Annotated in this window: 20 protein-coding genes; 10 read left to right on the top strand and 10 right to left on the bottom strand. The window is 63.8% G+C overall.

Annotated elements, in window-relative coordinates:
- Positions 1-324: 324 nt before the first annotated feature.
- Together oxlT and C5N93_RS14190 are read right to left on the bottom strand one after the other, a co-directional pair.
- Positions 325-1,653, bottom strand: coding sequence for an oxalate/formate MFS antiporter (gene oxlT / locus C5N93_RS14195; RefSeq protein WP_242559765.1), 1,329 nt, complete (start codon positions 1,651-1,653; stop codon positions 325-327).
- A 1,008-nt stretch (positions 1,654-2,661) separates the two neighbouring features.
- Complete coding sequence (locus C5N93_RS14190; protein WP_242559764.1) at positions 2,662-3,504, bottom strand: FadR/GntR family transcriptional regulator; 843 nt, start codon at positions 3,502-3,504, stop codon at positions 2,662-2,664.
- Positions 3,505-3,839: 335 nt separating this feature from the next.
- On the opposite strand from C5N93_RS14190, the gene C5N93_RS14185 reads away from it, so the two are divergent.
- From C5N93_RS14185 to C5N93_RS14150, 8 genes are all read left to right on the top strand, one after another.
- Entirely contained in the window at positions 3,840-5,381 is a 1,542-nt protein-coding gene (locus C5N93_RS14185; RefSeq protein ID WP_150719756.1) for an FAD-linked oxidase C-terminal domain-containing protein, read from the top strand.
- Positions 5,381-6,571, top strand: a complete 1,191-nt coding sequence (gene glcE / locus C5N93_RS14180) for a glycolate oxidase subunit GlcE (RefSeq protein ID WP_242559763.1) — start codon at positions 5,381-5,383, stop codon at positions 6,569-6,571. The genes C5N93_RS14185 and glcE overlap by 1 nt, the downstream gene beginning before the upstream one ends.
- Positions 6,572-6,589: 18 nt before the next feature.
- On the top strand, positions 6,590-7,858 hold the full coding sequence (glcF, locus tag C5N93_RS14175) for a glycolate oxidase subunit GlcF (protein ID WP_242559762.1): 1,269 nt from the start codon (positions 6,590-6,592) through the stop codon (positions 7,856-7,858).
- Positions 7,859-8,076: 218 nt separating this feature from the next.
- Positions 8,077-8,481: a DoxX family protein gene (locus C5N93_RS14170; protein ID WP_242559761.1), complete on the top strand. Its 405-nt coding sequence runs from the start codon at positions 8,077-8,079 to the stop codon at positions 8,479-8,481.
- 146 nt (positions 8,482-8,627) lie between these two features.
- On the top strand, positions 8,628-9,455 hold the full coding sequence (locus C5N93_RS14165; protein ID WP_242559760.1) for a class III extradiol ring-cleavage dioxygenase: 828 nt from the start codon (positions 8,628-8,630) through the stop codon (positions 9,453-9,455).
- Between the two features lie 87 nt (positions 9,456-9,542).
- Entirely contained in the window at positions 9,543-10,490 is a 948-nt protein-coding gene (locus C5N93_RS14160) for a LysR family transcriptional regulator (RefSeq protein ID WP_242559759.1), read from the top strand.
- Positions 10,491-10,593: 103 nt separating this feature from the next.
- Positions 10,594-11,952: a hemolysin family protein gene (locus C5N93_RS14155; RefSeq protein ID WP_242559758.1), complete on the top strand. Its 1,359-nt coding sequence runs from the start codon at positions 10,594-10,596 to the stop codon at positions 11,950-11,952.
- A gap of 140 nt (positions 11,953-12,092) precedes the next feature.
- Positions 12,093-13,235, top strand: a complete 1,143-nt coding sequence (locus C5N93_RS14150; protein WP_242559757.1) for a PAS domain-containing protein — start codon at positions 12,093-12,095, stop codon at positions 13,233-13,235.
- Positions 13,236-13,358: 123 nt separating this feature from the next.
- Here C5N93_RS14150 and C5N93_RS14145 read toward each other — a convergent pair whose 3' ends face one another.
- The 3 genes from C5N93_RS14145 to C5N93_RS14135 all read right to left on the bottom strand — a co-directional run bounded on the left by C5N93_RS14145 (position 13,359) and on the right by C5N93_RS14135 (position 15,549).
- Positions 13,359-14,126 carry a flagellar brake protein gene (locus C5N93_RS14145; protein ID WP_242559756.1) on the bottom strand — a complete coding sequence of 256 codons (768 nt, stop codon included), beginning with the start codon at positions 14,124-14,126 and terminating at the stop codon, positions 13,359-13,361.
- A gap of 312 nt (positions 14,127-14,438) precedes the next feature.
- Positions 14,439-15,077, bottom strand: a complete 639-nt coding sequence (locus tag C5N93_RS14140; protein WP_069342236.1) for a LysE family translocator — start codon at positions 15,075-15,077, stop codon at positions 14,439-14,441.
- 268 nt (positions 15,078-15,345) lie between these two features.
- The gene (locus tag C5N93_RS14135) at positions 15,346-15,549 is read right to left on the bottom strand and encodes a cold-shock protein (protein ID WP_044456973.1); all 204 of its coding nucleotides are present in this window, start codon (positions 15,547-15,549) and stop codon (positions 15,346-15,348) included.
- A 596-nt stretch (positions 15,550-16,145) separates the two neighbouring features.
- Here C5N93_RS14135 and C5N93_RS14130 point away from each other — a divergent pair.
- Complete coding sequence (locus tag C5N93_RS14130) at positions 16,146-16,868, top strand: peptidoglycan DD-metalloendopeptidase family protein (protein ID WP_347403307.1); 723 nt, start codon at positions 16,146-16,148, stop codon at positions 16,866-16,868.
- A 163-nt stretch (positions 16,869-17,031) separates the two neighbouring features.
- On the opposite strand, the gene mdoH is transcribed toward C5N93_RS14130, so the two are convergent.
- The 3 genes from mdoH to C5N93_RS14115 form a co-directional block, all read right to left on the bottom strand.
- Positions 17,032-19,662, bottom strand: a complete 2,631-nt coding sequence (mdoH, locus tag C5N93_RS14125; RefSeq protein ID WP_242559754.1) for a glucans biosynthesis glucosyltransferase MdoH — start codon at positions 19,660-19,662, stop codon at positions 17,032-17,034.
- Positions 19,659-21,182 carry a glucan biosynthesis protein G gene (locus C5N93_RS14120; RefSeq protein WP_139133190.1) on the bottom strand — a complete coding sequence of 508 codons (1,524 nt, stop codon included), beginning with the start codon at positions 21,180-21,182 and terminating at the stop codon, positions 19,659-19,661. Before C5N93_RS14120 ends, mdoH begins: the two co-directional genes overlap by 4 nt.
- Positions 21,183-21,579: 397 nt before the next feature.
- Positions 21,580-22,239: a LysE family translocator gene (locus tag C5N93_RS14115; protein ID WP_242559753.1), complete on the bottom strand. Its 660-nt coding sequence runs from the start codon at positions 22,237-22,239 to the stop codon at positions 21,580-21,582.
- Between the two features lie 297 nt (positions 22,240-22,536).
- Here C5N93_RS14115 and C5N93_RS14110 point away from each other — a divergent pair, with 297 nt between their 5' ends.
- Entirely contained in the window at positions 22,537-23,439 is a 903-nt protein-coding gene (locus C5N93_RS14110; protein WP_242559752.1) for a LysR family transcriptional regulator, read from the top strand.
- Positions 23,440-23,455: 16 nt separating this feature from the next.
- On the opposite strand, the gene C5N93_RS14105 is transcribed toward C5N93_RS14110, so the two are convergent.
- Both C5N93_RS14105 and C5N93_RS14100 read right to left on the bottom strand, forming a co-directional pair.
- Positions 23,456-25,039 (bottom strand): MATE family efflux transporter, encoded by a 1,584-nt coding sequence (locus tag C5N93_RS14105; protein ID WP_242559751.1) that lies wholly within the window; start codon positions 25,037-25,039, stop codon positions 23,456-23,458.
- Between the two features lie 8 nt (positions 25,040-25,047).
- Positions 25,048-26,079, bottom strand: a complete 1,032-nt coding sequence (locus C5N93_RS14100; RefSeq protein WP_242559750.1) for an alpha/beta hydrolase — start codon at positions 26,077-26,079, stop codon at positions 25,048-25,050.
- Positions 26,080-26,387: the final 308 nt, after the last annotated feature.

The raw sequence follows: 26,387 nt of genomic DNA, 5'->3' as shown, positions 1-26,387 counted from the left end.
GGTAGAGCGCCGGACTGTTAATCCGTAGGTCCCTGGTTCGAGCCCAGGTCGAGGAGCCAAAACACGAAAAAGCCCGTCTTTGACGGGCTTTTTTGTTTTCTGCGGCCACGCAGCGAGCGAGATGGGTTTCCTAGCTGCCCCGTCGTCTATCTGACCTATATCCGATCGATGAGACGGCCACACAACGGCGCCTCATCACCCCAACGAAAACGGGGCGCCATCGCTGGCGCCCCGCTTCTGTCCTTCCGACGGACTCACGTCTTACTTCATCTCAATCACCGGCCAGACGCCTCACGGCAATCTGTCCGATGTCGAGCGTGACACTCACTCGCTGGCCGGTGCGCCGATGGCAACCGACGGGCTTGTGGACGCTTGTGCAGCGCTATTGCTGTTCTCCGACTCGATCCAGCGGCGGCGCATCGGTGCGAGCAGGAACTTCGCCGCCACCGCCGCCGTGATGCTGATCACCGCAGCCGCAATGAACACGCGATCCCAGTGACCGCCCACGGCGAGCACCGAAGCCAGCGGCACCAGCAAGGCTGCCGTGCCCTTCGCGGTGTACAACGTGCCAGCATTCGATGCTGCGTTCTTGCTACCGAACGTGTCGGCACACAACGCCGGGAAGATCGAGAAGATTTCGCCCCAGCACAGGAACGTCATCGCAGCGAAGAACACGAACATGTACGGATTCTGACCGAAGTGCATCAGGCCCAGCATCGCCACCCCTTCCCCAAGGAAGATGATGAACATCGCGTTCTCACGGCCGATCTTGTCCGAGACGAAACCACACAGCGGACGCGTGAAGCCGTTGCAGAGGTTGTCGATCGACAGGGTCATCGTCAGCAGCGGCAGCGTGGCGCCGAACAGCGTCATCGGCATCGATGCAATGCCATAGTCCTTCGCGATCGGCCCGATCTGTGCCGTCGCCATCAGACCGCCAGCGGCCACGGCAACGAAGCAGACGTAGATCACCCAGAACACCGGCGTGCGAATCATCTGGCCCGACGTGTAATCCTGCTTCGTCGCCAGATTGCGGCGCGACACGCTGACACCCTTCGGTGCACGCGGCTTGACCAGCAACAACGCGAGGATGAAGATCGCCACGCCCTGCACGATACCGAAGTTGAAGAAGGCCGCTTCGTAACCCGATTCGCGAATCATGTTCGCAATCGGAATCACCGTGATGGCCGCACCGGCACCGAAGCCTGCTGCCGTCAGACCGGCAGCCAGACCGCGCTTGTCCGGGAACCACTTCAGCGCGTTACCCACGCAGGTGCCATACACGCAACCCGCACCGATACCGGCGATGACAGCGGCCGTGTACAGCACGGTCAACGTCTCGGCGTACGAGTACATGATCCACGACAACGCCACGCAAATCGCGCCGCCCGCGACCACCGGGCGCGGCCCGAAGCGATCGACCAGCCAGCCCTCGATCGGGACCAGCCACGTTTCCACCACGATGAAAATCGAGAATGCCACCTGAATGGCCGCCACACCCCAATGGTGTTTGGCTTCCATCGGCTCGACGAACAACGTCCACGAATACTGCAAATTGGCCACCAGGCCCATACAGATGATGCCGATCACCAGTTGTGACCAGCGCCCTCCCAGAAAAGAGGTCTTCTCCTCCGGTTGCGCAGCTGCTTGCATGACTTGCCTCCTGTTCCTGTCAGACGATTGACGCCGACCCGCGATTCGTTGTGCGGTGCCCGACGTCATCGCGTGCTGCCGCGCGTCCCCGACGGGGATATGCGCAGACGGCACGCCTCCTGGCGTTGCGTGCGGCTCATGCTTGGCCGCTTGATCGCGGAGCACTGCCTGGCGGCAGGCTCGCAGGGCTTAAGCCCCGGCTGACTGACTCTCGGAAGTGCCAAAGGACACTTCCGGCCCCCACCTCGGCGCGGCGACGCAGACTTTTCAGGGTCCGCGCCGGCAAGTTGCCGGCTGCCAAGGGGTGACTGGTAAATAAATTCGAGTGCGGACCGGCTTGCGCTGTCGGCGTATCACGATGGATCGCATAGATCGCATCGCAAGCCAGATCCCATCACTCAGGCGGGCGCGCCTCGCGGACGCGTGATCGCCAGATCGCCTGCCCGGGACACGCAGCAGGCCGGTGAAGAACACCCCAGCACACGAACGACTTCCGTGAACACTGAAGGCGGATACGACAGGGCAGCCGGTGCGTCACAACCGTCGCACGAGGACTGCCCGAAAGAAAATGCGTGCTTACCCAACTGATGTCTCCGATGAATGCCGCGCCGACTCGACCACCACCCGGCAATTTCACGGGCACTTCCGGGGGCCGGTTCGTCACTTTGAATCTGATATACAAGATTCAATATATCGAATTAAGTATTTTTTATGGTTCCAAAATTAGTCCATGGCCGAACCACTGTCAACCCGAGAGCGCCCGCATACGGGAGACAAGCGCCGGGCGCGCGAGGGCGACTGCGCGTTCGCTGGTAAGCGCTCGATAACTTGAAAACCGAGGTAAACCGTGCCATTGCGGGGTGTGACGCCCCTGAGCGACGAGGAGATGGCATTCAGGCGACGAGCGTCGCCGGATGCACGAGTCAGGGAAAACGATGAGGGTTTGGCGGGATTCTTTTGCCCTCGGGCGAGGGCCCCGCCAGCAAGAAAAATCGGGGTCAGACGGGATCAGGCGGGATCGACGTCGCCCGAATTGTTGCGGATGAAGGTCAGATGCTCATGCAGGGATCGCTGCGCGCTGGCCGCATCGTGAGATGCCACCGCATTGAAGATACGCCGGTGCTGATCGATCAGTTCGGCCAGATCGGCGCCATGCCCGACGATCGCACGGTAGTTATCGACCACGGAGCCACGCAGCAGCTCGAAGATCGCATGCATCAGATGCACCAGCACGAGGTTATGCGTCGCCTCGGCCAGCGCCAGATGGAAGTGGGCGTCGAGTTCCGGCACGCGGGTCAGCAACGACTGCCCGCGAGCGTCGCCCTCGCCGTCGCGTCCGTCACGCCCCGCCGCAAAGGCGGCTTCCAGCGCTTCGAGCGCCTGTGCGAGACGGGCGATGTCCTCGGGCGTGGCACGCTCGGCGGCCAGTTCCACGGCCTTCGCTTCAAGCACTTCGCGCATTTCCAGCACGTCGTCGACGGTCTTGCTGTGACGCGACATCAGTTGCGACAACGGCTCCGCCAGCAGCGGCTGGCTGGCGTTGGCGACCAGATACCCGCCCCCGGCCCGGCCGACGATCAGTCCGCGCGACTCCAGCCGCAGCAGCGCCTCACGCAGCGACGGACGCGACACGCCCATCTGCTGCGCCAGATCGCGCTCCGACGGCAGCGCCGAGCCCGGCGCGAGCCGGCCTTCGACGACCATCGTCTCCAGTTGCTCGTACACCATGTCGGACAGACGCAGACGCGGCGGTGGCGTGACCGGTGCAAAGCTTGCGACGGCGCCCGGCAAATCGCCGACAGTCGGCGAAGTCGGGGAAGAAGCCGGGGAAGAAGACGAGAGAGAGGACATAGGCAGGGACGACTCGTTGGACGGCATAGTCGGCTTCGGTTCTCGACGGAAAAATCACAGACGCCACGATACAGGATGCGGCTTCGCTCAGGGCAGGCACACGGCCTCGCCTCCAGCACCGCTAGAGGATCTCCCTCAAATTACGGGTTAACCCTGTAGTTGAAATCGGATCATTCCCTTTACGATGACGTCATCCGACAACTGGTCGACCAGTCTACCAGTAGACCAAGAATGGTCAAATGTCCCATCACGTCAACGATCGTCCGAGAGCAAGCCCGATGACATCGAATGCGTCGCCCCTGACTTCTGCGCCGACTGCACCGCCCACTAGCGCGATGCCGCCCGTTCCTCTGTCACCACCGTCGTCGCTCCCAGCCACTGCGGTGCGTACCGACGAGCCGGTTTTCGACGCGCTGAGCGCCGCCACTCGCGACGCCCGACTCGCCGCCTTGCGCGCTGCGGTGCCGGACGCTCACTGGCTCACCGACCGCGAGCAGATCACGCCGTACGAGTGCGACGGCCTCGCTGCGTACCGCAAGTTGCCGTTGGCCGTCGTGCTGCCCGCCGACGAGGATCAGGTCTGCCGCATCTTGCGCGCCTGCCACGCGAACAACGTGCCGGTCGTGCCGCGCGGCGCCGGCACGGGCCTCTCCGGCGGCGCCATGCCGATCACCGACGGTATCGTGCTCTCGCTGGCCAAGTTCAAACGCATTCTCGATGTCGACGCCTACGCCCGTACCGCCACCGTGCAGCCGGGCGTGCGCAACCTCGCCGTCTCGGAAGCCGCCGCGCCTTACGGCCTTTACTACGCGCCGGACCCGTCGTCGCAGATCGCCTGCACCATCGGCGGCAACGTCTCGGAGAACTCCGGCGGCGTGCACTGCCTGAAGTACGGCCTGACGGTGCACAACGTTCTGCGCGTGCGCGCCGTGACGATGGACGGCGAGATCGTGGAGTTCGGCTCCCATGCGCTGGACACCCCGGGCCTCGACCTGCTGTCCGTTTTCATCGGCAGCGAAGGCATGTTCTGCGTGGTGACGGAAGTGACCGTGAAGCTCGTACCGAAGCCGCAGGTCCAGCAGGTCATCATGGCGAGCTTCGACGACGTGGAAGCCGGCGGCAACGCTGTCGCGGCGATCATCGCGGCGGGCATCATTCCGGCGGGTCTGGAGATGATGGACAAGCCGGCCACACAAGCCGTCGAAGAGTTCGTGCACGCCGGTTACGACCTCGACGCCGCCGCCATCCTGCTCTGCGAATCGGACGGCACACCGGAAGAAGTCGCCGAAGAAATCGCACGCGTCTCCGCAGTGCTGCGCGCTTCGGGCGCGACCCGCATCCAGGTCTCCGCCTCCGAAGCCGAACGCCTGCGCTTCTGGTCGGGACGCAAGAACGCCTTCCCGGCCGCCGGGCGCATCTCCCCCGATTACTACTGCATGGACGGCACGATCCCCCGCCGGACCATCGGCACCCTGCTCAAACGCATCGAGGCGATGGAAGCGCAATACGGCCTGCGGTGCATCAACGTCTTCCATGCCGGCGACGGCAACATGCATCCGCTGATCCTGTTCAACGGCAACGATCTGGACGAATGGCATCGCGCCGAAGCCTTCGGCAGCGACATTCTCGAGGCCTGCGTGGAACTCGGCGGGACGGTCACCGGCGAGCATGGCGTGGGCATCGAAAAGATCAACTCGATGTGCGTGCAGTTCTCGCCCGAAGAGCGCGACGCGTTCTTCGCCGTCAAGCGCGCTTTCGATCCGGCCGGTCTGCTCAACGCCGACAAGGCCATCCCCACACGGGCGCGCTGCGCCGAGTACGGCAAGATGCACGTACGCGGCGGGCTGCTGCCCCATCCCGATTTGCCGAGGTTCTGATGTCGCAAGTCTTCCAAGCCACGACACCGGCATCGTCCGTGTCCACGTGCGCCGACAGCGAAGCGAGCGCCGCCGCGCAGGCGCTCGCCGGGATTCGCGAACGCGTGCTGGCCGCCACCGCCAGCGGTGTGCCGCTCGACATTCAGGGCGGCAATACGAAGCGCTGGTACGGTGAGACGCCGATCGGCGAACCGCTCGACATGCGTGCGTATCACGGCATCGTCTCGTACGACCCTGCCGAACTCGTGATCACGGCACGCGCGGGCACACCGCTCGCCGAGATCGAAGCGGCGCTGGCCGAACGCGGCCAGATCCTGCCGTTCGAGCCACCGCACTTCGGCCCCGGCGCCACGCTCGGCGGCTGCATTGCCGCCGGACTCGCCGGCCCGCGTCGTCCCCATGTGGGCGCGCCGCGCGACTTCGTACTCGGCGCGGTCGTCATGAATGGTCAGGGACAGATCCTGCATTTCGGCGGGCAAGTGATGAAGAACGTCGCGGGTTACGACGTCTCACGTGTACTTGCGGGCGCGCTCGGCACGCTCGGCGTGCTGCTCGAACTCTCGATCAAGGTGCTGCCCTGCCCGGTGGCCGAAGCCACGCTGCGCTTCGAACTGCCGCAGGCGCAGGCCATCGACCAGCTCAATCGGTGGGGCGGCCAGCCGCTGCCATTGATGGGCTCGGCGTGGCACGATGGCGTGCTGAGTGTGCGTCTGGGCGGCGCCGCAGCCGCCATCGACGCCGCACGTGCCGCGATGGGCGGTCGCCATGTCGACGCCATCGAAGCGCATGATTTCTGGGTGTCGCTGCGCGAACAGACGCACGCGTTCTTTGCCGCAGCGCCGGTGCCGGTGGCGCCGATCGATGTGGCAGATGACGCACAGCCCCTGTGGCGCCTGTCGGTTCCGCCGACGACACCGCCGCTTGCGCACGGCGACGAGCATCTCATCGAATGGGGCGGCGCGCAGCGATGGTGGATCACGCGGCGTTCGGCGTCCGAAATTCGCGCAATCGCCGCAGCGGTCGGCGGGCATGCTACGCTGTTCCGCCATGGCCGTCGCGCAACCGGCATGTCGACCGACGCGGGGAGTGTGTTCACACCGCAACCGGCAGCGCTGCGCGCCATCGGCGAGCGTCTGCAACAAGCCTTCGATCCGAGCCGCATCTTCAACCGTCATCGGTTGTACCGGTAAATCGCCAGATATAAAACGATGCAAACGAACCTCGCAGAATTCCTCCGTCAGACACCGGACGGCGACGAAGCCGAAGCCATTCTCCGCAAATGCGTGCATTGCGGATTCTGTACCGCGACCTGCCCCACGTATCAGTTGCTCGGCGACGAGCTCGACGGCCCGCGCGGACGCATCTATCTCATCAAGCAGATGGTCGAAGGCCAGAGCGTGACGCGCGAGACGCAGCGTCACCTGGATCGTTGCCTGACCTGCCGCAGTTGCGAATCGACCTGCCCGTCGGGCGTGCAATACGGCCGTCTGGCCGACATTGGCCGCCGTCACATCGACGCCAAGGTCGGCCGCCCCGCCCGCGAACGCGCCGTGCGCTGGACACTCGCCCACGTGCTGCCCAACCGCACGCTGTTCTCGCCCGCGCTGCGCCTCGGTCAGCAGTTCCGTGGACTGCTGCCGCGCGCCTTGCGCGAGAAAGTGCCGCATCGCCAGCGTTCGGGGAGCTGGCCGCAGACGAAACACACGCGCCGCATGCTGATGCTCGAAGGCTGCGTGCAGCCGTCCATGTTGCCCAACGTCAACAAGGCGACCGCGCGCGTGCTCGACGCCCTCGGCATCGAGATGCTGCGCCCCTCGTCGGCCGGATGCTGTGGCGCCATTCGTCTGCATCTGAACTATCACGACGACGGGCTCGACGACATTCGCCGCAACATCGACGCCTGGTGGCCCGAGATCGAAGCGGGCGCCGAGGCGATCGTGATCAATGCCTCCGGTTGCGGCGCGACGGTCAAGGAGTACGGCCATCTGCTGCGTCACGATTCCCAGTACGCGGGCAAGGCACAGCGCGTCTCTGAACTCGCGAAAGACCTGTCGGAAGTCCTGCTCGACAATCTCGAAGCGCTGCAAAAGCGCGTGCCGAATCATAAGAACAGCAAGAATGGCAAGACCGGCAAGATCGCCTATCACCCGCCCTGCACGTTGCAACACGGCCAGCAGTTGAAGGGCGTGGTCGAGAAGGTGCTCGCCGGTGTGGGGGTGAGCGTCATGCTGCCGCAGGACAGTCACATCTGCTGCGGCTCGGCAGGCACCTATTCCGTCACCCAGCCGGAACTGTCCCATCAACTGCGCGATGCCAAGTGGAAGTCGCTCGACGCGCTCGATCCCGAACTCGTCGTGTCGGCCAACGTGGGCTGCATCTGCCATTTACAGGCGACGGCCAAAGGCGAACACGCCCGCGACCACGCGCCGGTGCAGCACTGGATCGAACTGCTCGACCGGATGATCGCATCGGCCTGAGCGACCGAACGGGCGACGCCGCCCCCTCACCGCTCGGTATGCGTCATCCCTGATTGATTGTCCCTATAGCCGGGACAATCAATCCCTTTCCCGCTCGTTTATCTGTACGATCCCGCTCCCTAGAATCGGGGCTAAGTCAGTCGTCAGCGTCGTTGAAGACGTTGCACGGCTGAGCCGACCCTTAGCCCGTAACACCGATTCCCTCACCGGAGCCCGTCATGATCGATACCAAAACCGCCCCGTACGCCGCCCTATTGCTGCGCGTCTCGCTGGGTATCCTGTTCCTCGCCCACCTGTCGCTCAAGGTGTTCGTCTTCACCATTCCCGGCTTCGTCGGCTTCATGGGCTCGCTAGGTCTGCCGCCGGCGCTCGCCTATGTCACGATGGCGCTTGAGCTGATCGGCGGGCTGATGCTGATCACCGGCTTCTACGCACGCTGGGCCGCCCTGCCGCTCGCCGCGCTGATGCTCGGTACCATCGTCTCGGTGCATGGCCACAACGGCTGGTTGTTCACCAACAAGGGCGGCGGCTGGGAATTCCCGGCGTTCTGGCTCGTAGGCCTGCTGTCGGTCGCCTTGCTGGGCGACGGCGCCTTCGCCATTCGCCGCGCTCGCGCCGAGTGATCCAGGCCGATGCCATCGGCCCCGCCATCACCCCGTCATCGCCCTGTCGGGGGATGATGGGGTGATGGCGATGCCAGTCCGTCGTTACCGCTGATTCGCGACGTCATGTCGCAACGTCGATTCGCTGTTTTGCAGGAGTGATTGCCATGTCTGCCCTTCCGACCCTCTTCGTCTCCCACGGCTCGCCGCTGCTCGCGGTCGATCCGGGCCGCACCGGCCCGTTGCTGACGGCGCTGGGGCGTGCGGTGCCGCGTCCCAAGGAAATTCTCGTGATTTCCCCGCACTGGTCGACGCCTGCACCGCGCGTGGGTAGCCTCGCGCAGCAACGCACGATCCACGATTTCGGCGGCTTCCCGCGCGAACTCTACGAACTGGAATACCCGGCGCCGGGTGCGCCGGCGCTGGCCGAGCGCACGGTGCAGCGCCTGCGCGATGCCGGGCTGCCAGCGGTGACCGACGATCAATGGGGACTCGATCATGGCGCATGGGTGCCGCTGAGCTACCTGTTCCCGGACGCCGATATCCCCGTCACGCAGTTGTCGCTCCAGCGGCACATGCGTCCGGAATATCAGTATCGGCTCGGGCAAATGCTCGCTCCGCTCGCCGACGACGGCGTGCTGATCGTGGCGTCCGGCAGCTTCACGCACAATCTGCATGAGGTGTTCCGCGCGCCGTCGGAGGACCGCGCCGAAGCGCCGTATCTCGCCGAATTCGTCGCCTGGTTCACCGAGCATCTGGCGAAGATGGATCTCGACGCGCTGTTCGACTACCGGGCACGCGCGCCGCACGCCGAGCGCGCCCATCCGACCGACGAGCACCTGCTGCCGATCTACATCGCGATGGGCGCGGCCGACAATGCGCTCAGCCAGACGCACTTCGACACCGGCTCGACCTACGGCGCGCTGCGCATGGACGCCTTTGCCTTCGGCAACGCGGCGCCGTCGCTCGCGCGCGCAAACGCGCTGGCACAATAGCGACAATGACAGCGACGGCGGACAAGGGTTGTCCGCCGTCGCTGTCGTGCCATCTCATCGCACGACTCAGAGGAGTATCGCCCCGGCATGAACAAACTTCGCGAGATCGAGTGCTTCATCGCCGTGGTCGAATCGGGCAGCTTCGTGAAGGCGGCCGATTCGTTGGGCATCTCGAAGACGGCCGTCTCGCGCTACGTTGCCGACCTCGAAGCGCGTCTGGGCACGCGCCTGCTTCAGCGCACCACGCGACGCCTGTCACTGACCGAGCCCGGCCAGCGCTATGTCGAGCGCTGCCGCCAGATCCTCGCGGAGCTGGACGAAGCCGACGCCATGGCCGGCGAGCAGGACGGCCAGCCCGCCGGCGCGCTGCGCATCAACGCGCCCCACACCTTCGGCGTGCTGCATCTCGCGCCTCTCTGGCCCACGTTTCTCGCGCAGTTCCCGCAGGTCTCCCTGGACATCACGCTGAGCGACCGGCTCGTCGATATCGTCGACGAAGGTTACGACCTCGCCATCCGCATCTCACGCCTGCCGGATTCGTCCCTCGTGCATCGGCGGCTGGCCGGCACTCGCTTGCTGCTATGCGCATCGCCGGGCTATCTCGCGCAGCACGGCACACCGGCGCATCCCAGCGAACTCACCCGTCACGAGACCGTCGGCTACAGCAACTTCCTGCACCGCCGCGAATGGCATTTCGACGGTCCGGACGGCCCCGTCTCCGTACAGACACATGCCCGGCTGATTGCCGACAATGGCGACACGTGCGTGGCGGCGGCCATTGCGGGCAGCGGCATCATCCTGCAACCGGCGTTTCTGGTGCAGGACGCCGTTCGCGACGGCCGTCTCGTCGAATTCCTGCCCGAGTACACGCAGGGTGAGCGCGGCATCTATGTGGTCTACCCGTCGCGCAAGTACCTGAGTGCGAAGGTCCGCGCGATGATCGACTTCCTCGTCGAGGCGTTCGCCATGCCCGGCTGGCTGGCGCTGGACCAGCCTGTCGCAAACCTGCCTGCATCCACCGCGAAAGCCCCTTGAACCACCTGCGAACGGTTGGCAAAACACCGCGAGACCACGGATATTTATTGGCGACGGCGTTTGTCACTTATACTGGTGGGCCTGTCGTCCCATTACTGATATTTTGGAAAACTTCTTACTGATCGTCGCTGCGATCCTGCTGGTGTTGCTCAACGGCTTCTTCGTGGCGGCGGAATTCGGCCTCGTCAAACTGCGCCAGACGCGCGTTCATGTCATTGCCCGCCAACGAGGTTGGCGCGGTCGTATCCTGGCCAAGGTCCACGGCCAACTCGATACTTACCTCTCTGCGTGCCAACTCGGCATCACCCTCGCCTCGCTCGGTCTTGGCTGGATCGGTGAACCCGCCTTCGCGCGCATTCTCACCCCGCTGTTCGAACTCGTGGGCGTGAGCTCCCCGGAGCTGATTCACGCGCTGGCGTTCTTCATCGCGTTCTTCACGATTTCGTACCTGCACATCGTCGTGGGCGAACTCGCGCCGAAATCGATGGCGCTGCGCATGCCGGAAGCCGTCTCCGTATGGACAGCCGCGCCGCTGTACGGCTTCTACTGGCTGATGTATCCGGCCATCTGGGTGCTCAACCACAGTGCCAACCGTCTGCTGCGCTGGACAGGACTCGATCCGTCGCACGGCACCGACGCGCACTACTCGGCCGACGAAATCAAGCTGATCGTGCGCCGGGGCGCCTCAAGCGAAAAGCTCTCGCGCGACGACTGGAACGTAGTCGCCTACGCCATCGATTTCAGCGATCTGACGGTGTCCGACCTGATGCGTCCGATGAGCGAAGTGGCAGCCTTCCGTCGCAACGCCACGTTCCGGGAGAACATGGACACGGCCTATCGCCATCGCTACAGCCGCTATCCGTTCTTCGACAACGACGGGGAAACCGTGCTCGGCGTGGTCCACCTGAAGGATCTGTTCCTTGCCGAACACCACGGTCAGTCCATCGAGGATCTGGGCAGCATGGCGCGTCCGGTCGAACGCGTGAAGCCCGATATGCCGGCGCGCGAGCTCTTCAGCCGCTTCCGTCGGGGTGCGCCGCACTTTGCCATCGTGGGATGGCCGGACCAGAAACCCATTGGCTTCCTCACGCTCGATAACCTGCTCTCCGCGCTGGTCGGCAAAATCCGCGACGAATTCCGTCAGACGGAAGACGACTGGACCCGCATGGAAGACGGCACGCTCATCGGACGCGGCAGTCTGCCGATCCTCACGCTGGAACGCGCGCTCGGCCTCGACATTCCGAGCGAGCATGCCGAATCCGTGGGCGGTCTCATCATGAACGCGCTAGGCTATCTGCCGCGCGAGGGGCAGAAGGTCGATTTCAACGGCTTCTCGGTGGTCGTCAAGAAGATGCAAGGCCCGCGCATCGTGCTCGTTCGTATCTACCCCGACGGCGTACGTGAGGCGCGCGGCGAGGCCCCCGTCGCTCACGATGTGGCGGTGCAACAACGCGAGCATTGATCCCCGATTGATGGCCGTGATATCGCTTGCCAGAATACCCACTATGCGTGACATCGCCCGACAGAGGCCAACGTAAAGGTTACGCAAGGCGTTACTGGGCACGGCAACGGTAGTTCGTCGAAACAGAGCCAGGGGAGGCGATGGTGGACGGCACGGGGAAGATGTCTCTCGATGCGCTGATCGGCACCTGCTATGACGGGGTGCTCGACGACGCGCACTGGGATCAGGCGTTGCGCGATTTCAATCAGTGGGCCGGCGGCATGGGGTTCCACTCGGTGACCTGGGATCGCGTGCGCCACTGTGCCACGCGCGACTCCAATTCGCTCGACGCCTCGCCCGATCTCATCCGCGAGTTCGTCGAGAAGCTCGCCCCCACCGACCCGCGCGTCGCCCTCATGCTGCGTCAGCCCGTCGGGCATGCCATGCGGTGCCACCATCACCTGAGCGACCGCTACGTCGCGCGCAGCGAGCTGTTCAACGACTTCCTCATTCCGAACGGCGTGCGTTACACCTACGGCCTGCATCTCGATGGCGCGGACGGTACCAGCGAGTTGCTTGCCATCCTGCGCAGCCCGGATCACGTGCCGTTCGAAGACGCGGACAACGCGCCTGAACTGGAAATCCTGACGAAGCACATCGCACGCGCTGCGCGCTTGCGGGCCGGCACACGGCATCTGCAAGCCCAGGCGGCGATCGGCATGGCCGTGCTCGACCATCTCGAGATGGCCATCGTCATTACCGATGACACCAGTCACGCGCACTACCTGAACGTCGCGGCACACCAGATCCTCGGGGCGACGCGCAACGTCGGCATTCGTGGCGGGAAGTTCTCGGCGCTGCTGCCGAGCGACGAGCAGGCGGTGCGACGCCTGATCACCAACGCAACGGCGGCGATGCCCGTGGCAGGAAGCCATCGATTGCATGGGGACAACCAGCACCACTGGGTGGTCACGGTGCTGCCGCTGCGCGAGTCGCACGCCTGCTCGGCGCCGTGGCAACGTCCGATGGCCATGCTGACGATCGGTGAACTGGATCGTCGCATGACGCTCGGCCCGTACACGCTCAAGGTGCTGTTCGGTCTGTCGCCGGCGGAGGCTCGCCTCGCCCAGGCACTGGCAGAAGGCCGCGAACTGGCCCAGTACGCGCAGGACGCCAATGTCGCCATCAACACCGCACGCACCCAACTGCGTCACATCTTCGACAAGACGGGCTGCCGCCGGCAAGCGGACCTGCTGCGGCTGCTTCACGCGATTCCGGCGTTGAGGATACAGGCACCGGGTTGACGGCCGGCAGCGTCGACGAAGCGCTGCGGCAAAGACAAAAGGGCGACCAAGGGCCGCCCTTCTTGCTTTTGCCGATCGCAGGGATCAGCGGCGTCGCTTAGCCCGTTAACGGTTAACCGCGGGTTAACCGCGCGCGAACGCCTTGCGATTGAGTTCAAGCTGCGTGATGAGCTTTTGCAGACGCGATTCGGCCGTGCGCGAGAGCGCAATGAAGCGGCAACCGATGTGGTACTCGATATCCTTCGCGAGCGGCACGGCACGCACCGCGCAGACCTCCAGATCGACCTGCACCGTGCCGTAGTCGCGCAGCTCGATCTCCACGTGCATGAGCATCGAGCCCTTCGGAATCTCGGCAGCCGCCTCCGCTTTCGTGCGCAGCCCGACACCGCCCAGCGAAAGATCGAACACCGCCAGACGCATCGGCGTGTCGTCCGGGAATTTGACTGTGCACTGATACGGATCCAGGATCGGCGTCTTCACACGGAAATAGTCACGGCGCTGCAAGCGCACGAGCGTTTCCGGATACGACGAATAGAACGCCGGATAGCCTTCGTATTCGCGTTCCTCGACATCGCCGATGGGGAAATGCACCTGAATACCTTCGGGCACACCGACGAACAGCGCGCGCTTGTTGGCGAGCAATGCGCGGTTCTCCGTCTCGATGCCGCCCCAGTCGAAGTAGAAACCGCGGGCTTGCGGCTCGACCTTGAGTAGACGCGTGACGAGCTGACGCTGGCCGTTCGCGAAGTACACCGTCATGAAGTCGCCGCGGGTCGCCAGATGACGCAGCACGCCGCCGATCTCCAGCGGGTTGCTGATGCGATACGAGTCATGCAGTTGAGACTCTTCGTCCGTGGGCGCCGGTGTCACCTGCGGTTCTGTCGTTTCCATACCTGATCTTCTATTTGTCCCCGTGACGGTCGCGCGCAACCACGCGATCCGTACGTAATAAAGCCGCTGCGATGCGCAACGCCAGGGCAACTCCCCGCCCATTGGCTCCGGCACCGCGTATCGGGTCATGAACGTTAACGGTCACCGACCGGAAATATTGAGTGCTCCGGTGCGCCAGCATACTGCTCCCCGTGCCGCGCGCCGCACCCGGGCCTTTCCAGAGCCCTGCCATCGCTTTCACATCCTTATTGCCCGGCGCCGTGACCCAAGCCACCGTCACATCTGCATCCCCCGCGCACTCCCCGAACCCGATCAGCGATGCACCGCTGCCATCAACGCGCCGAAGCCCATGAACACGCCGCCGCTGATGCGGTTGAACGCCTTGAGCACGCGCGCTTCGCGCAGATACGGCGCAATGCGCAGGCCGCCAGTCGCGTAGACCATGTACCAGCTCACCTCGATGACGGCGAAGGTGCTGAGCAGAATCGCGAACTGCGGCAGCTTGGCAGCCGTCGGATCGATGAACTGCGGCAGGAAAGCCGCTGCGAAGAGAATCGCCTTCGGGTTGCTGGCCGCGACCAGGAAACCGGACTTGTACAGCTTGCCGAAGCTCGAATCGGCGGCCAGCGCCGGCGTAGCGAGCTTTGCTGCCTCATCCTGCGTATTCACCGGCGAGCGCCAGCTCTTGTAACCGAGATAGACGAGATAGGCCGCGCCGATATAGCGCAACGTGTCGAACAGCATCGGCCAGGCCTTGAGCAGTGCGCCCAGACCAGCCGCCGAGATCGACATCATGGCAATGAGCGCCGTCATGCAGCCGGCCATCGTCCCCAGCGACGCGCGCAATCCGTGGCGTGCGCCGTGCGTCATGACGAGCAGCATGTTCGGCCCCGGCGTTGCCGAGACAAAAAAAGTGGTGACTATGAACAGCCACCAGGTTTGCAGGCTCATGATTGCCCCGGAAAAATGCGTATGCGTGCGCGAATGGAAATGCGATCAGGCATTGTAGCGTCGAACCGTGACGGTGACATCGTCCGCGTGCACGTCCAATACGATTCTGCACGTTCTGGGAACGCATGCGTCAGGCAGTCAAAATACGACGGGGAAATACGACAGGCAGAAAACAAACAGGCCCGATGACTTTCGTCATCGAGCCTGTTGATCGCGGGACATCGCGTCGCCCGAAAGCGAGCGCGACATCACGAGAAGCGGTCAGCCCTTAGATGGGCTTGATGTTCGCAGCTTGCTTGCCCTTCGGGCCAACCTTGACTTCGAACGAGACCTTTTGGTTCTCTTGCAGCGACTTGAAGCCGTCGACCTTCACTTCCGAGAAGTGAGCGAACAGGTCTTCACCGCCGGCGTCCGGGGTGATGAAGCCGAAGCCCTTTGCGTCGTTGAACCACTTAACAGTACCGGTTTCCATGTTTTTTCCTAATAAAACAATAGCTTGAGGTCGGAATGACCTCGTGAAGCGCTGACAATCAAGGGAAAATGAAGGACTAGAAACCAGCGAGAAGCAGGAAAACTACGTCTGACAACAACTTCGCGGCTTGACAATCTGCAGTTGGTTTTATACGTGTCGCGCCGACGCTTGTCAACAGGGGAAATACCGCAAATTAAGTAACAAATTCCGCAAATAGGCGGGAATTTGGGCGCTCTTCGAATGTCCGACGGCCTGTCGACGCCCGTACAATGGGCGTTTTGTCCCGCGCCTATGCCGTTGTCGCGCGTCCAGCCCGAGTTTTGTGCTGTCCGGAACCGTTTTCCGACGTTTTTCCCCTATTCGACGCACACACCTGAAAAGTGCCGTGGCTGGCACGTCATGCAACCGCCAGCGGGTCTCCACCCTCAGAATCTTTTACCTGCCCACGGATGGAGCCTAATCGTCTTTTCCGCTTTTTGAGGCCGCTACCCCTGCTGCGACCTCTGCGACTGTTGCCTCTGCTGCAAACTTCGCCATCGCAAGCCGACGTCGGCACGCCCGCCCGGTCTCACAGGTTCGCGCGCTGTCGCACCCATCTGCTCAGCCTGACCGTGTGCGCCACGCTGGCCGCCTGTGCCGGTTCGCCGACGTATGGCCCGGTACCCGCTGGCAGCTATCGCGTGCAGTCCGGTGACACGCTCTATGGCATCGCTCGCGCGAACAACACCAGCACGGCCAATCTGGTGAACTGGAACAGTCTGGCCGACGCCGACAAGATCGAGGTCGGGCAGGTGCTGCGTGTCGTGCCGCCGCCGGGGGCCACGAGCACGCCGGCGCCGGTGGCATCGTCCGGCGGGAGTTCGCCGTCGACGGCGTCACGTCCGCGTGCGCAAACCCGCCCCGCGCCGAAACCGGCACCGGCGCCCGCCGCACCGCGCACGGCCACGAACAAGATCCCCATGACGTGGCCCGCCACCGGCAACGTGCTGGCGAACTACAACGGCAGCAGCAACAAGGGCATCGATATCGGCGGCAAGGTTGGCGATCCGATTTTCGCGGCGGCGGCTGGCAAGGTGGTCTATGCGGGCAACGGGCTGCGCGGCTACGGCAACCTCGTGATGGTGCAGCACGAAAATGGCTACCTCACGGCTTACGCGCACAACAGCGCGCTGCTCGTGAAGGAAGGCGCCACCGTCACGAAGGGGCAGCGAATCGCCAGCATGGGAGACACGGACTCGCATGGCGTCGTGAAACTGCACTTTGAAGTCCGACAGAAAGGCACGCCGTTCAATCCGAGCGATTTCCTTCCGCCGCGCTGACAAACCTCAGACAGCCCACGGACAACCGATACGCAACGGCACGCCGGACGTTCTCTCGACACGTGTCCTGTCAGCCGATCGGCACAAACAAAAACGGCAAGGCGCGACGCCTTGCCGTTTTTTATCGTGCAATCGAAGTGGCGTCAGGCCGCCTCAACCGACATCATGCCGACGCCAGAAATCCCTGCGACAGTCCGTTGGCGCGCGCGTCGCACCACTCCGGGTTCGCACGAGGATCAGTCCACACCAGCAAGTGAAGCGCCGCGAGTGCACGTGGATCGTTGAGCAACTCCCACTTCTGCATGTTCGTCAGCTTGGTCGGGCCTTTGAGCAACGCGGTCTCGACACGTCCCGCACGCAGCGCATCGCGCTTCGCATCGTCAAGCGTCGGCTTCACGCTCGACGCGATGAGCGCGTTGGCCATCGGATCGATCACGGCGTCGACGAACCCGACATGCTTGCCTGCCTCGGCGGTGTACTTCTCCGTCATCCGCAATTCCTTTGGCGGCCACGACTCTTCCGGAATGAGAAACAGACGCGCGCGCTTGAGACCGCGTCCGAGCGAGACCCGGCTGGAGAACACCGACACCGGGATCGAGATCATCATCGAGCCCACGATCGGCATCAGCCACCAGATGAAGTCCGGGTTGAGCCAATAGACGACACCGCCCCACGCCATCCCGATCACGGTCTGCAACCCATGGCGGCGAATGGCTTCGCCCCAATGCGTTTCCGCATCTTCGCGCGGCGGCGACTTCCATTGGATCGCAATGCCCGTGAGCGCCGCCAGCACGAACTGCGTGTGGAACAGCATGCGCACCGGGGCGAGCACTGCGGAAAACACCATCTCGATGAACATGCTCACCGTCACGGCGAACCAGCCGCCGAAGCGTTTCGCGCCCTTCACCCAGATCAGCAGCACCGCCAGGATCTTCGGCAGGAACAGCAACGTGGCCGTGGCCGAGAACAGCGCCAGCGCCCGCTCCGGATGCCACTCAGGCCAGACCGGGAACAACTGACGCGGCGCCGTAAAGTATTCGGGCACCACCAGCGTGTGCTTGGCCAGCAGACACGTCGAGAGAATCAGGAAGATGAACCACAGCGGCGCCGACACGTAGGCCATTGCGCCCGTGACGAACACCGCGCGATGCACCGGGTGCATGCCTTCCGCGAGGAACAGACGGAAGTTCATCAGGTTGCCCTGACACCAGCGACGGTCACGCTTGAGTTCGTCGAGCAGGTTCGGCGGCATTTCTTCGTAGCTGCCGGGCAGGTCGTAGGCGATCCACACGCCCCAGCCAGCACGACGCATGAGCGCCGCTTCTACGAAATCGTGCGACAGGATCGCGCCCGACATCGCGCCCTTTCCCGGCAGCGGCGCGAGCGCGCAGTGCTCCATGAAGGGCTTCAGACGAATGATGGCGTTGTGGCCCCAGTAGTGCGATTCGCCGAGTTGCCAGTAGTGCAGACCGGCGGTGAACAGCGGGCCATACACACGCCCTGCGAACTGCTGCAAGCGGGCATAGAACGTTTCGCGTCCTGCCGCGAGCGGGGCCGTCTGGATCAGCCCTGCGCTCGGGTGCGACTCCATCATGCGCACCAGCTTCGTCAGGCATTCGCCGCTCATGACGCTGTCCGCATCCAGCACGATCATGTAGCGATAATCGCTGCCCCAGCGGCGGCAGAAATCGTCGAGGTTGCCGCTTTTGCGCTTCACGCGACGCTGTCGACGGCGATAGAAGATGCGACCGAAGCCACCGACCTCACGACACAACGCCTGCCAGGCATCGACTTCCGCCGTGCAGTTATCGGCCTCGTTGGAATCCGACAGGATGAAGAAGTCGAAGCGCTCCAGCGAGTCGGTCCGGGCGAGCGACTCGTAGGTCGCGCGCAGACCGGCGAACACGCGGCCGACGTCTTCGTTGCAGATCGGCATGACGATGGCGGTACGCGCGTCCGGCGCGATAGGCGCATCGCCCGCCGCCATCTTCGAGATCATGTGACGCTCGCCGCCGAACAGCAGGACGAAGAAGCCGAAGATGGCCGTCCAGAACCCGGCAGACACCCAGCCGAAGAGCAGCACGAACAGCACGAGCACGGAGAATTCGAGCGGATCGGCGCCGTGATACGGCAGCACCGACGCCATGAAGTGCGTGGCGAGCGCCGTCTGCGCAATCATCAGCGCGAGCAGCATCCAGCGGCGACGCCGCCCCGCTTGCGACCACTTGCCCTTAGGATCGGGGGCGTCGCGCACTAGCGGATCGGGGTCTTGGCGGCCGGTGATCTTGCGCCACAGGCGGGCGAGCGGATTGAGCGACCAGGCACGCGGAATCAGCGACGTGCGCCGCACCGGCGGCGCCACGCGCAACGTCTGCACGCCGCGTACGTCGTTCAGGCCGGCCGCAGCGGCCAGTGAGCCACCTTCGGTCAGCGAAAGACGCACCGGTTGCGACGCGAGCACGGCATCGCTGTCGGATTCGATCTCCGCGAGATCATGGGCGTGCCATGCCGCCGTCGCCACGGCCGTCGGTGCGACAGTCGCGTCGGTCTGGCCGTCGATCTGCGACGTCTTGCCGACGTCAGTCGACGCAGGTTCAGTGTCAACAGACGGTGTGCCCTCGCCGGCGACATGCGTCCCGCGTGCGGCGAGCAAACGCTGCAAGCGAGTCAGGATGTCGAGCGAATCGCCGCCGTCACGCTTCGCCTGCGCGAGCAGGGCGCGACGTTTCTCGGCGGGCAGGGGCAGCCGGTCGACATAAAGCTCGTCGACCGGAATATCGGAGCGCTCGCTCACTCGGGGGGTAACAGGTAGCTCCACGTTTCGGATAGGGTGTTACTGCCGTTGCGCAGGTAAGCGCGCATTTCGACGGGTTTCTCGGAATCGAGGCGGCGCATGCGAAGCATGACGCGATAGCCTCCCGTGACGTCATTGCGCTGCGTCTGCACTTCAAGGATCTTGCCGTTACCATCGATGGACACATTGCCTTCGACCTTGGCGTCATCCGGCAATTTCTTGAGCGCCGGGCCCTCGAAATCGAGCGCGAACAGCAGACTGTCGTCTGGTTTTCCCCGGTAGCCGTGACCACGGCGGCTTTGCGTCACCCACGCGAGAGGCGGGCGTTTGTCATTATCTTTTTGCCACGTCAGCCGGTACTCCAGCCCATACGGCTGCTTTGGCTTCGGCGGTGCATCGGGTACCCAGTAGGCGACGATGTTGTCGTTGGTTTCGTCCGGTGTAGGAATCTGCACCAACTCTACACGACCTTGTCCCCATTTGCCCTTGGGTTCGACCCAGGCGCTCGGGCGCGACTCATAATGGTCTTCAAGGTCCTGATAATTGTTGAAGTCGCGATCGCGTTGCACCAGCCCGAAACCACCGGGGTTGGACAGCGAGAACGACGACACGAGCAGACGCTTCGGATTGACGAGCGGACGCCAGATCCATTCGCCGGTGCCGGACTGAATGGAGAGGCCGTCGGAGTCGTGCACTTCGGGACGATAGTCGGGGGCCGGCGGCTGCTGGTTTTCGCCGAAGAAGAACATGCTGGTCAGCGGGGCAATGCCCAGCTTGGTCACGTTCTCGCGCAGGAACAGTTCGGACTTGACGTCGACGGTCGTGTCGACTCCCGGACGCAGCGTGAAGCGATACGCGCCGGTAGCGCGCGGCGAATCGAGCAACGCGTAGATGATCAGCTCTTTGGCGCCCGGCGCGGGACGCTGAATCCAGAATTCGGTGAAGCGCGGAAACTCTTCACCGGAGTTCAGCGCGGTGTCGAGCGCGAGACCGCGTGCGGACAGGCCGTACGTCTGGTTCTTGCCCAGCGCACGGAAATAGCTCGCGCCGAGGAAGACCATGACCTCGTCTTTGTACTTCGGCGTGTTGACCGGGTAGTGGATCCGGAACCCGGCAAAGCCTAAGCCTCGCAGTTGCTTCGGGTCGACCTTGAGCGCACCGAAGTCGAACATGTCCGGGCTGTAGCGGATTTCGCGCACGCTGTTGCCCATCAGTTCGTTGATCTTGACGGGACGGTCGTAGTACGAGCCTTCATGGAAGAACATCAGTTCGAACGGCAGCTTCTGCGCACGCCACAGCGCCTTTTCGGGCTTGAAGCGAATGTTGCGATAGCGGTCGTAGGTGAGGTTCTGAAGGTCTTTGGGAAGGTTCGGATCCTTCGGCTTGTAACGGCTGTTCGCGAGCGTGCGGGCCTGTTTGGCGACGTCGTCGAACGAGAAAGCATGCGCGGCGCCTGAGACGAGCGCGCAGACGCTGAGCACACTGGCGATCGCCAGGCGCAGGGCACGGTGGGAAATCATGCGGGAAACCGCGTTGGGCAGGAATTCCATCGGCAGTGGGAAGGGCATGTAACGCGCGTGCCGACCGTAGCCAGCGTGCGCCGAACGCGCAATTTTACCCGTTCATTCACCGATTGACTAAAGATGCATCGGCAAAACCTTCGAAGCGGGCACTCACATTACCCCTATCGTCTGCTGTGACGGTGCTTCCGGCGCGTCATAAATTTGTGACTATTTGTGACCAAAGGGGCATTTGAAAGGATTTCCCTGCCTTTCCTGCCACTTTTCAGTCATTTTTTCGACATTCCTGCGCCATTTCCCTGCCATTCGGGGCGAATTTCGCGCGAAGCGTCACAACTTCGCTCACGACTTTGTTTCCGCCCCGACGCAAACGCCCTCCGCCGTCATCTGCCGCCCGCTAGCGGCTCGCCATCGCGAGCAGTCCCCCCAGCGTCATCAACGCACCGCCAATGGTGCGTCGCACGAGATGCTGCCGCCGGACCATCGCTGCACGCATCCACCCTGCCGAAAAGCCAAGCGCCACGAGGCTGAACCACACCCAATGGGCAAACGACATGAATGCGCCGTACGCTAGTCCCAATCCCCACCCGGTGCCCGGATGAACGACCTGCGTGAAGGTACTCACGACGAACAACGTGCACTTCGGATTCAACGCGTTGGTGAAAAAGCCCGTGCGGAAGGCTTGCAGGTCCTCACGCCAGCGAGTGGATGTCTGTTCATCCAAATCGATCGCTGCGGCCGACGACGAAGGCGACTCCTCGGTGACATCGACGACTGGCGACCGATCCTTCAACGTCCGCCAGCCGATGTAGACCAGATACGCCGCCCCGACCCATTTGATGCCGGTGAACAACCACGGCAGCTGCGCAATCAACAAGCCGACGCCCACCAGCGTGTACGCCACATGCACCTGCACTCCCGCCGCAATACCCAACGCCGCCCATAACCCCGCCCTGCGACCGTGACGCCAGCTCTCACGCGTCACCATCGCGAAATCCGCGCCCGGGCTGATTACCGCCAGCACCGTGATTGTCATTACCGCCAATAACTCTTGCATGATGAATTCTCACTGATTGATTTGAGGCCGACGGTCTGCGCGAGACCGCTGTCCTGGCCGGAATTGACATCTGGACCGATGCCCACGCCGCGACGGACCGGGGCCCTATTCCGCCCCTCAGACATAGACCCAACTCGGTTCAGAACAGGGCCCCGATCCGTCGCTCATCGCACTTTTAGCGTTTGAGTCCTGACGTCTTTTCGTCATTTCGGCGGTATTTTCCTTGGTCTTTTCTCGCCCGAAAAACGATGTTTTTGGCCCCCGATCCGTGATAATTTCTCACGTATGACGCGCCCCTTGCCTCTCAACGCCCTCCAAGTCTTTGACGTCGCCGCCAGCGAACTCAGCTTCGCCCGCGCCGCCGACCGACTCTTCGTCACCCACGGCGCCGTCAGCCGGCAAATCCGCACGCTCGAACTCGCCCTCGGTTTTCCCCTCTTCGAACGCCGCAACCGCGCCGTCTTCCTCACCCCCGCCGGTACCCGCCTCCACGCCACCACCCGGCAAATGTTCGACCAACTCGCGTCCACCGTCGCCAGCCTCCACGCCAACGCCGCCTCCCGCACACTCGTCGTCTCCTGCGAACCCACCCTCGCCATGCGCTGGCTCATTCCCCGCCTCGGCACGTTCGCTCAGACTCACCCCGACATCGCCCTCCACCTTCACTCCGCCGGTGGCCCGCTCGACTTCGAAAACGCCGGTGTGGACGTCGCGATCCGACGCAATGACTTCTTCTGGGGCCATACCCTCGCCGCCGAACCGCTCGCCGACGAATGGATCGGGCCGGTCGGACTGCCCGCCTCGTTTGCCGCCCCACGTCTGAATCCACTCGGCACGCGCACCCGCCCCAGTGCCTGGCAAGACTGGCTGCGCGCCATGCAATCGACCCGACGCGATTCGCCGCCCACGCTTCCCTCACTCGAAGCGCACGGCAAGACGCCACCGTTCGAACACTTTTATCTGAGCCTGCAAGCCGCCGGCGCCGGACTCGGCGCCGCCATCGGATCGGTCTACATGGTGAGCGACGAACTGAGCGCAGGTCGCCTCGTCGCCCCCTACGGCTTTATCCGCGACGGCTCGGGTTATGTCGCGCTCTCACGCGAACCCTTCGCCGCAAACCCCGCCAAGGAAGCCCTGCTGACATGGCTGCGCCACGCGCTGGCAGACGCCGCGTCGCCATGGATCGGAAACTCGCAGTGAACTGGAGCAGGCGCTGTCAGGCGCGAGGGTCGCGCGGCGCGTTGCTGGAATCGGAATCGGAATCGGGGGCGGGACCCGTGGCCGCGGCGCGGGAAGCGGACGGTTGAGACTCCGCAGGCGGTGAAGCCGACGAAGACGAGGGCGATGTCGACTGCGCAGCCGCGACAGGCACCGGCACCGGCGCAGGACCTGCCGCCGCGCTCGCCGCATCTTCGGTCTGGGCAACGGCAGGCGGCCCCTTCGGCAGCATTCGCACGCCACGCCAATTGCCCCACTTGTAGTACGACAGCGCCATGAGGAGCGACACGGCGAAGCCGAGCGGGAAGCTCCACCAGATCGCATCAGCCCCCCACGTCTTCTGCATCTGCCACGCGAACGGCAAGCGGATCACCCACTGCGAGACGAACAGGATGACGAGCGGCGCCGTGACCGCCCCCGTCGCCCGCACGACGCCGAACAGCACGATGGTCACCCCGAACAGCACGAACGACCACGCCACGACCGCATTGATATGCTGCGCCACCGAGATGGCATAGCCATCGCCCGGCAAGAAGGCGTTCATGAACTGTTTGTTGAACAACAGAATGGCGATGACCAGCGCGCCGGTCATGACAAAGTTCAGTCCGACGCCGACACGTCCGATCTTCGATACGCGATCCCATAACCCCGCACCGACGTTCTGCGCGGTCATGGACGACACGCCCGCGCCGATCGCCAGCGCCGGCATCTGTACGTACGTCCACAACTGCGACGCGACGCCGTAGGCCGCCGTGGTCTGCGATCCGTAACCGTTGACGAATCCCATCATTACCATGGCCGACGACGAGATCACCACCATCTGCAATCCCATCGGCAATCCCTTGACGACGATCAGCCGCAACAGCCCCGGATCGATGCGCAGATACTTCCAGTCGCGACGCGTAAGCCACAGCGGATCGCGCCGCCGGTACAGGGTGTACATGAGCGCCGCGAGACTCACCGTCTGTGCGATGAGCGTGGCGCCCGCCGAGCCCGCAATGCCGAACGGCGGGATCGGTCCCCAGCCGAAAATGAGTAACGGGTTGAGTGCGATGTCGAGTCCCGCCGACAGCAGCATGAAGCGAAACGGGGTGCGCGCGTCGCCCGCGCCTCGCAGCGCCATCATGACGAAGTTGTAGAAGTACATCACCGGCAACGCCACGAAGATGATGCGCAGATACGCGACCGCAAACTCGCGTGCATCGCCCGGCGTCCCCAATGCGCCCAGCAACTCGGGCGTGAAGACGTAGCCGAACACGGACACGGCGACCGACATCAGCACGAAGAACGTCGCGCTCGTGCCGACGATGCGCTGCGTCAGCACATGATTCTTCGCGCCGATGGACTGACCGATGAGGATGGTGTTGGCCATGCTGATGCCGAAGACGACACCGAGCAGGAAGAACAACAGGATGTTGGCGTTGGACGCGGCAGTGAGCGCCGACTCGCCGAGATAATGGCCGATCCACATGGCGTTGATCGACGCGTTGAGCGATTGCAATACGTTACTGCCGAGCACCGGCAGCGAGAACCAGAACAGGGTCTTGCCGATGGGGCCGCGCGTGAGATCCTGTTCGGCCATGGTCCGCCTTATTTGGTGTCGAACTTCACGCCGGCCGCCGGTGACGGCACGCTACATCGATGGCCACGCACGTTGTCGAGGAATCGCTGGATCAGCGGCAGGATCTTGGCTTCGATATCGCCGTGCCCGTAACCGAAGCCCGCAAAGTTGAAATGCGTCGCACCGTCGACGACCGCCAGCCAGTGACATCCCGGCGGCATATCCGCAAACGGTTCGGTGCGCGTCTGCCACTTGCCTTCGAGCGGCTCGTCCCGAGTGCCGGTCACCAGCAGCACCGGCTTGCGGATGTCATGCCACGCGCCCGCCGGGAAGATCGCACCCTTGCCCTGCGGTGAGAGCGCGATGTAACCGTCGAAGCGATCGTCGCTATCGAGCCCCAGCTTGTTCTTCGCCCCCGCCTCGATCATCACGGTCACCGCGCCCATCGAATGTCCGGCGAAGACCGCCGGTCCCGCATGACACTGACCGCGCGCCCAATGCAATGCCGCCCCGGCATCTTCGAGACGATCGTCATACGCTTCGGGGTCCGTAGTGAGCGCAAGCAAACCGTCGCGCAACCCGCCATTGCGCACCCGGTCCCGCAAGGAGTCGCGACCGCTTTCCTTATGCGCCATCGTCACCGCCAGCCAGCCGGACTTCGAGAGCGCACGGCCAAGCCACGACAGCGCATCGCGGTCGTCGCCCGCACCGGGACTGAGCACGACCACGCCGTTGCAGGCCCCGGCAGGCCGAAAGACGTGAAGGTTCGCATACGCTCCGTCGCTGCGCAGCACGCGCTGGTCGGTGCCAGTGGACAGGGAGGCGGAAGCGGAAGACGAGGAAGAAGACGATGCGCTGGAAGCGGAGGCCGAGGGAGTCGACGCGGGCTTCGCAGCGGTGGCGGACACCGCAGTGTCGGCAGCCAAAACATGCGCAGGGAATGTCGAGACGAAGGTGGCGACCAGTGTCGTGATGAACGCCGCGAAGATCGTCGCGGCAGTGGACGTGCCGACGCGGTAGACACCACTCGCGACGCGTAACGTCCCGAACGATCGTCCCACCGCCCTGCGCGCCTTTCCGAGCATCCGTTCTCCCCTGGTATCCGGCAGCACGCAGCCAACCCGGGCCCGAAGGGCGCTAGTCCGAAATCTTCTGAAGGACCGAGGGATCAGGTTGAGCCGGGGGCAACGGTCTCGCGACGACGCCCCGCTGCGACATCACACGATGAGCCATCTTAGCGCGGATTGCGTATGTGCTCGCATGAATTTTGCATCGTCCTGACGTGTCTCGCGTGCGCAACGCATGTCTTGCAATTCGGACTCACATGCGTTGCCTTTTCGAGGACATTTGGCGGGCATTCGTCTTAGGG

It is taken from the genome of Pandoraea sp. LA3 (assembly GCF_022696215.1).
Taxonomy (GTDB): Bacteria; Pseudomonadota; Gammaproteobacteria; order Burkholderiales; family Burkholderiaceae; genus Pandoraea; species Pandoraea capi.
The sequence above is the reverse complement of the archived record's forward strand: the minus strand, read 5'-3'. Positions and strand labels throughout refer to the sequence as shown.

What these genes read in the sequence shown, in the direction of transcription:
- C5N93_RS14190 (WP_242559764.1), bottom strand. Translation starts at nt 3,504, where the DNA reads ATGTCCTCTCTCTCGTCTTCTTCCCCGGCTTCTTCCCCGACTTCGCCG.
- C5N93_RS14185 (WP_150719756.1), top strand. Translation starts at nt 3,840, where the DNA reads ATGCCGCCCGTTCCTCTGTCACCACCGTCGTCGCTCCCAGCCACTGCG.
- C5N93_RS14115 (WP_242559753.1), bottom strand. Translation starts at nt 22,239, where the DNA reads ATGCAAGAGTTATTGGCGGTAATGACAATCACGGTGCTGGCGGTAATC.
- C5N93_RS14120 (WP_139133190.1), bottom strand. Translation starts at nt 21,182, where the DNA reads ATGATTTCCCACCGTGCCCTGCGCCTGGCGATCGCCAGTGTGCTCAGC.
- C5N93_RS14150 (WP_242559757.1), top strand. Translation starts at nt 12,093, where the DNA reads ATGGTGGACGGCACGGGGAAGATGTCTCTCGATGCGCTGATCGGCACC.
- oxlT (WP_242559765.1), bottom strand. Translation starts at nt 1,653, where the DNA reads ATGCAAGCAGCTGCGCAACCGGAGGAGAAGACCTCTTTTCTGGGAGGG.
- C5N93_RS14160 (WP_242559759.1), top strand. Translation starts at nt 9,543, where the DNA reads ATGAACAAACTTCGCGAGATCGAGTGCTTCATCGCCGTGGTCGAATCG.
- C5N93_RS14165 (WP_242559760.1), top strand. Translation starts at nt 8,628, where the DNA reads ATGTCTGCCCTTCCGACCCTCTTCGTCTCCCACGGCTCGCCGCTGCTC.
- C5N93_RS14145 (WP_242559756.1), bottom strand. Translation starts at nt 14,126, where the DNA reads ATGGAAACGACAGAACCGCAGGTGACACCGGCGCCCACGGACGAAGAG.
- C5N93_RS14135 (WP_044456973.1), bottom strand. Translation starts at nt 15,549, where the DNA reads ATGGAAACCGGTACTGTTAAGTGGTTCAACGACGCAAAGGGCTTCGGC.
- C5N93_RS14105 (WP_242559751.1), bottom strand. Translation starts at nt 25,039, where the DNA reads ATGGCCGAACAGGATCTCACGCGCGGCCCCATCGGCAAGACCCTGTTC.
- glcE (WP_242559763.1), top strand. Translation starts at nt 5,381, where the DNA reads ATGTCGCAAGTCTTCCAAGCCACGACACCGGCATCGTCCGTGTCCACG.
- C5N93_RS14170 (WP_242559761.1), top strand. Translation starts at nt 8,077, where the DNA reads ATGATCGATACCAAAACCGCCCCGTACGCCGCCCTATTGCTGCGCGTC.
- glcF (WP_242559762.1), top strand. Translation starts at nt 6,590, where the DNA reads ATGCAAACGAACCTCGCAGAATTCCTCCGTCAGACACCGGACGGCGAC.
- C5N93_RS14140 (WP_069342236.1), bottom strand. Translation starts at nt 15,077, where the DNA reads ATGAGCCTGCAAACCTGGTGGCTGTTCATAGTCACCACTTTTTTTGTC.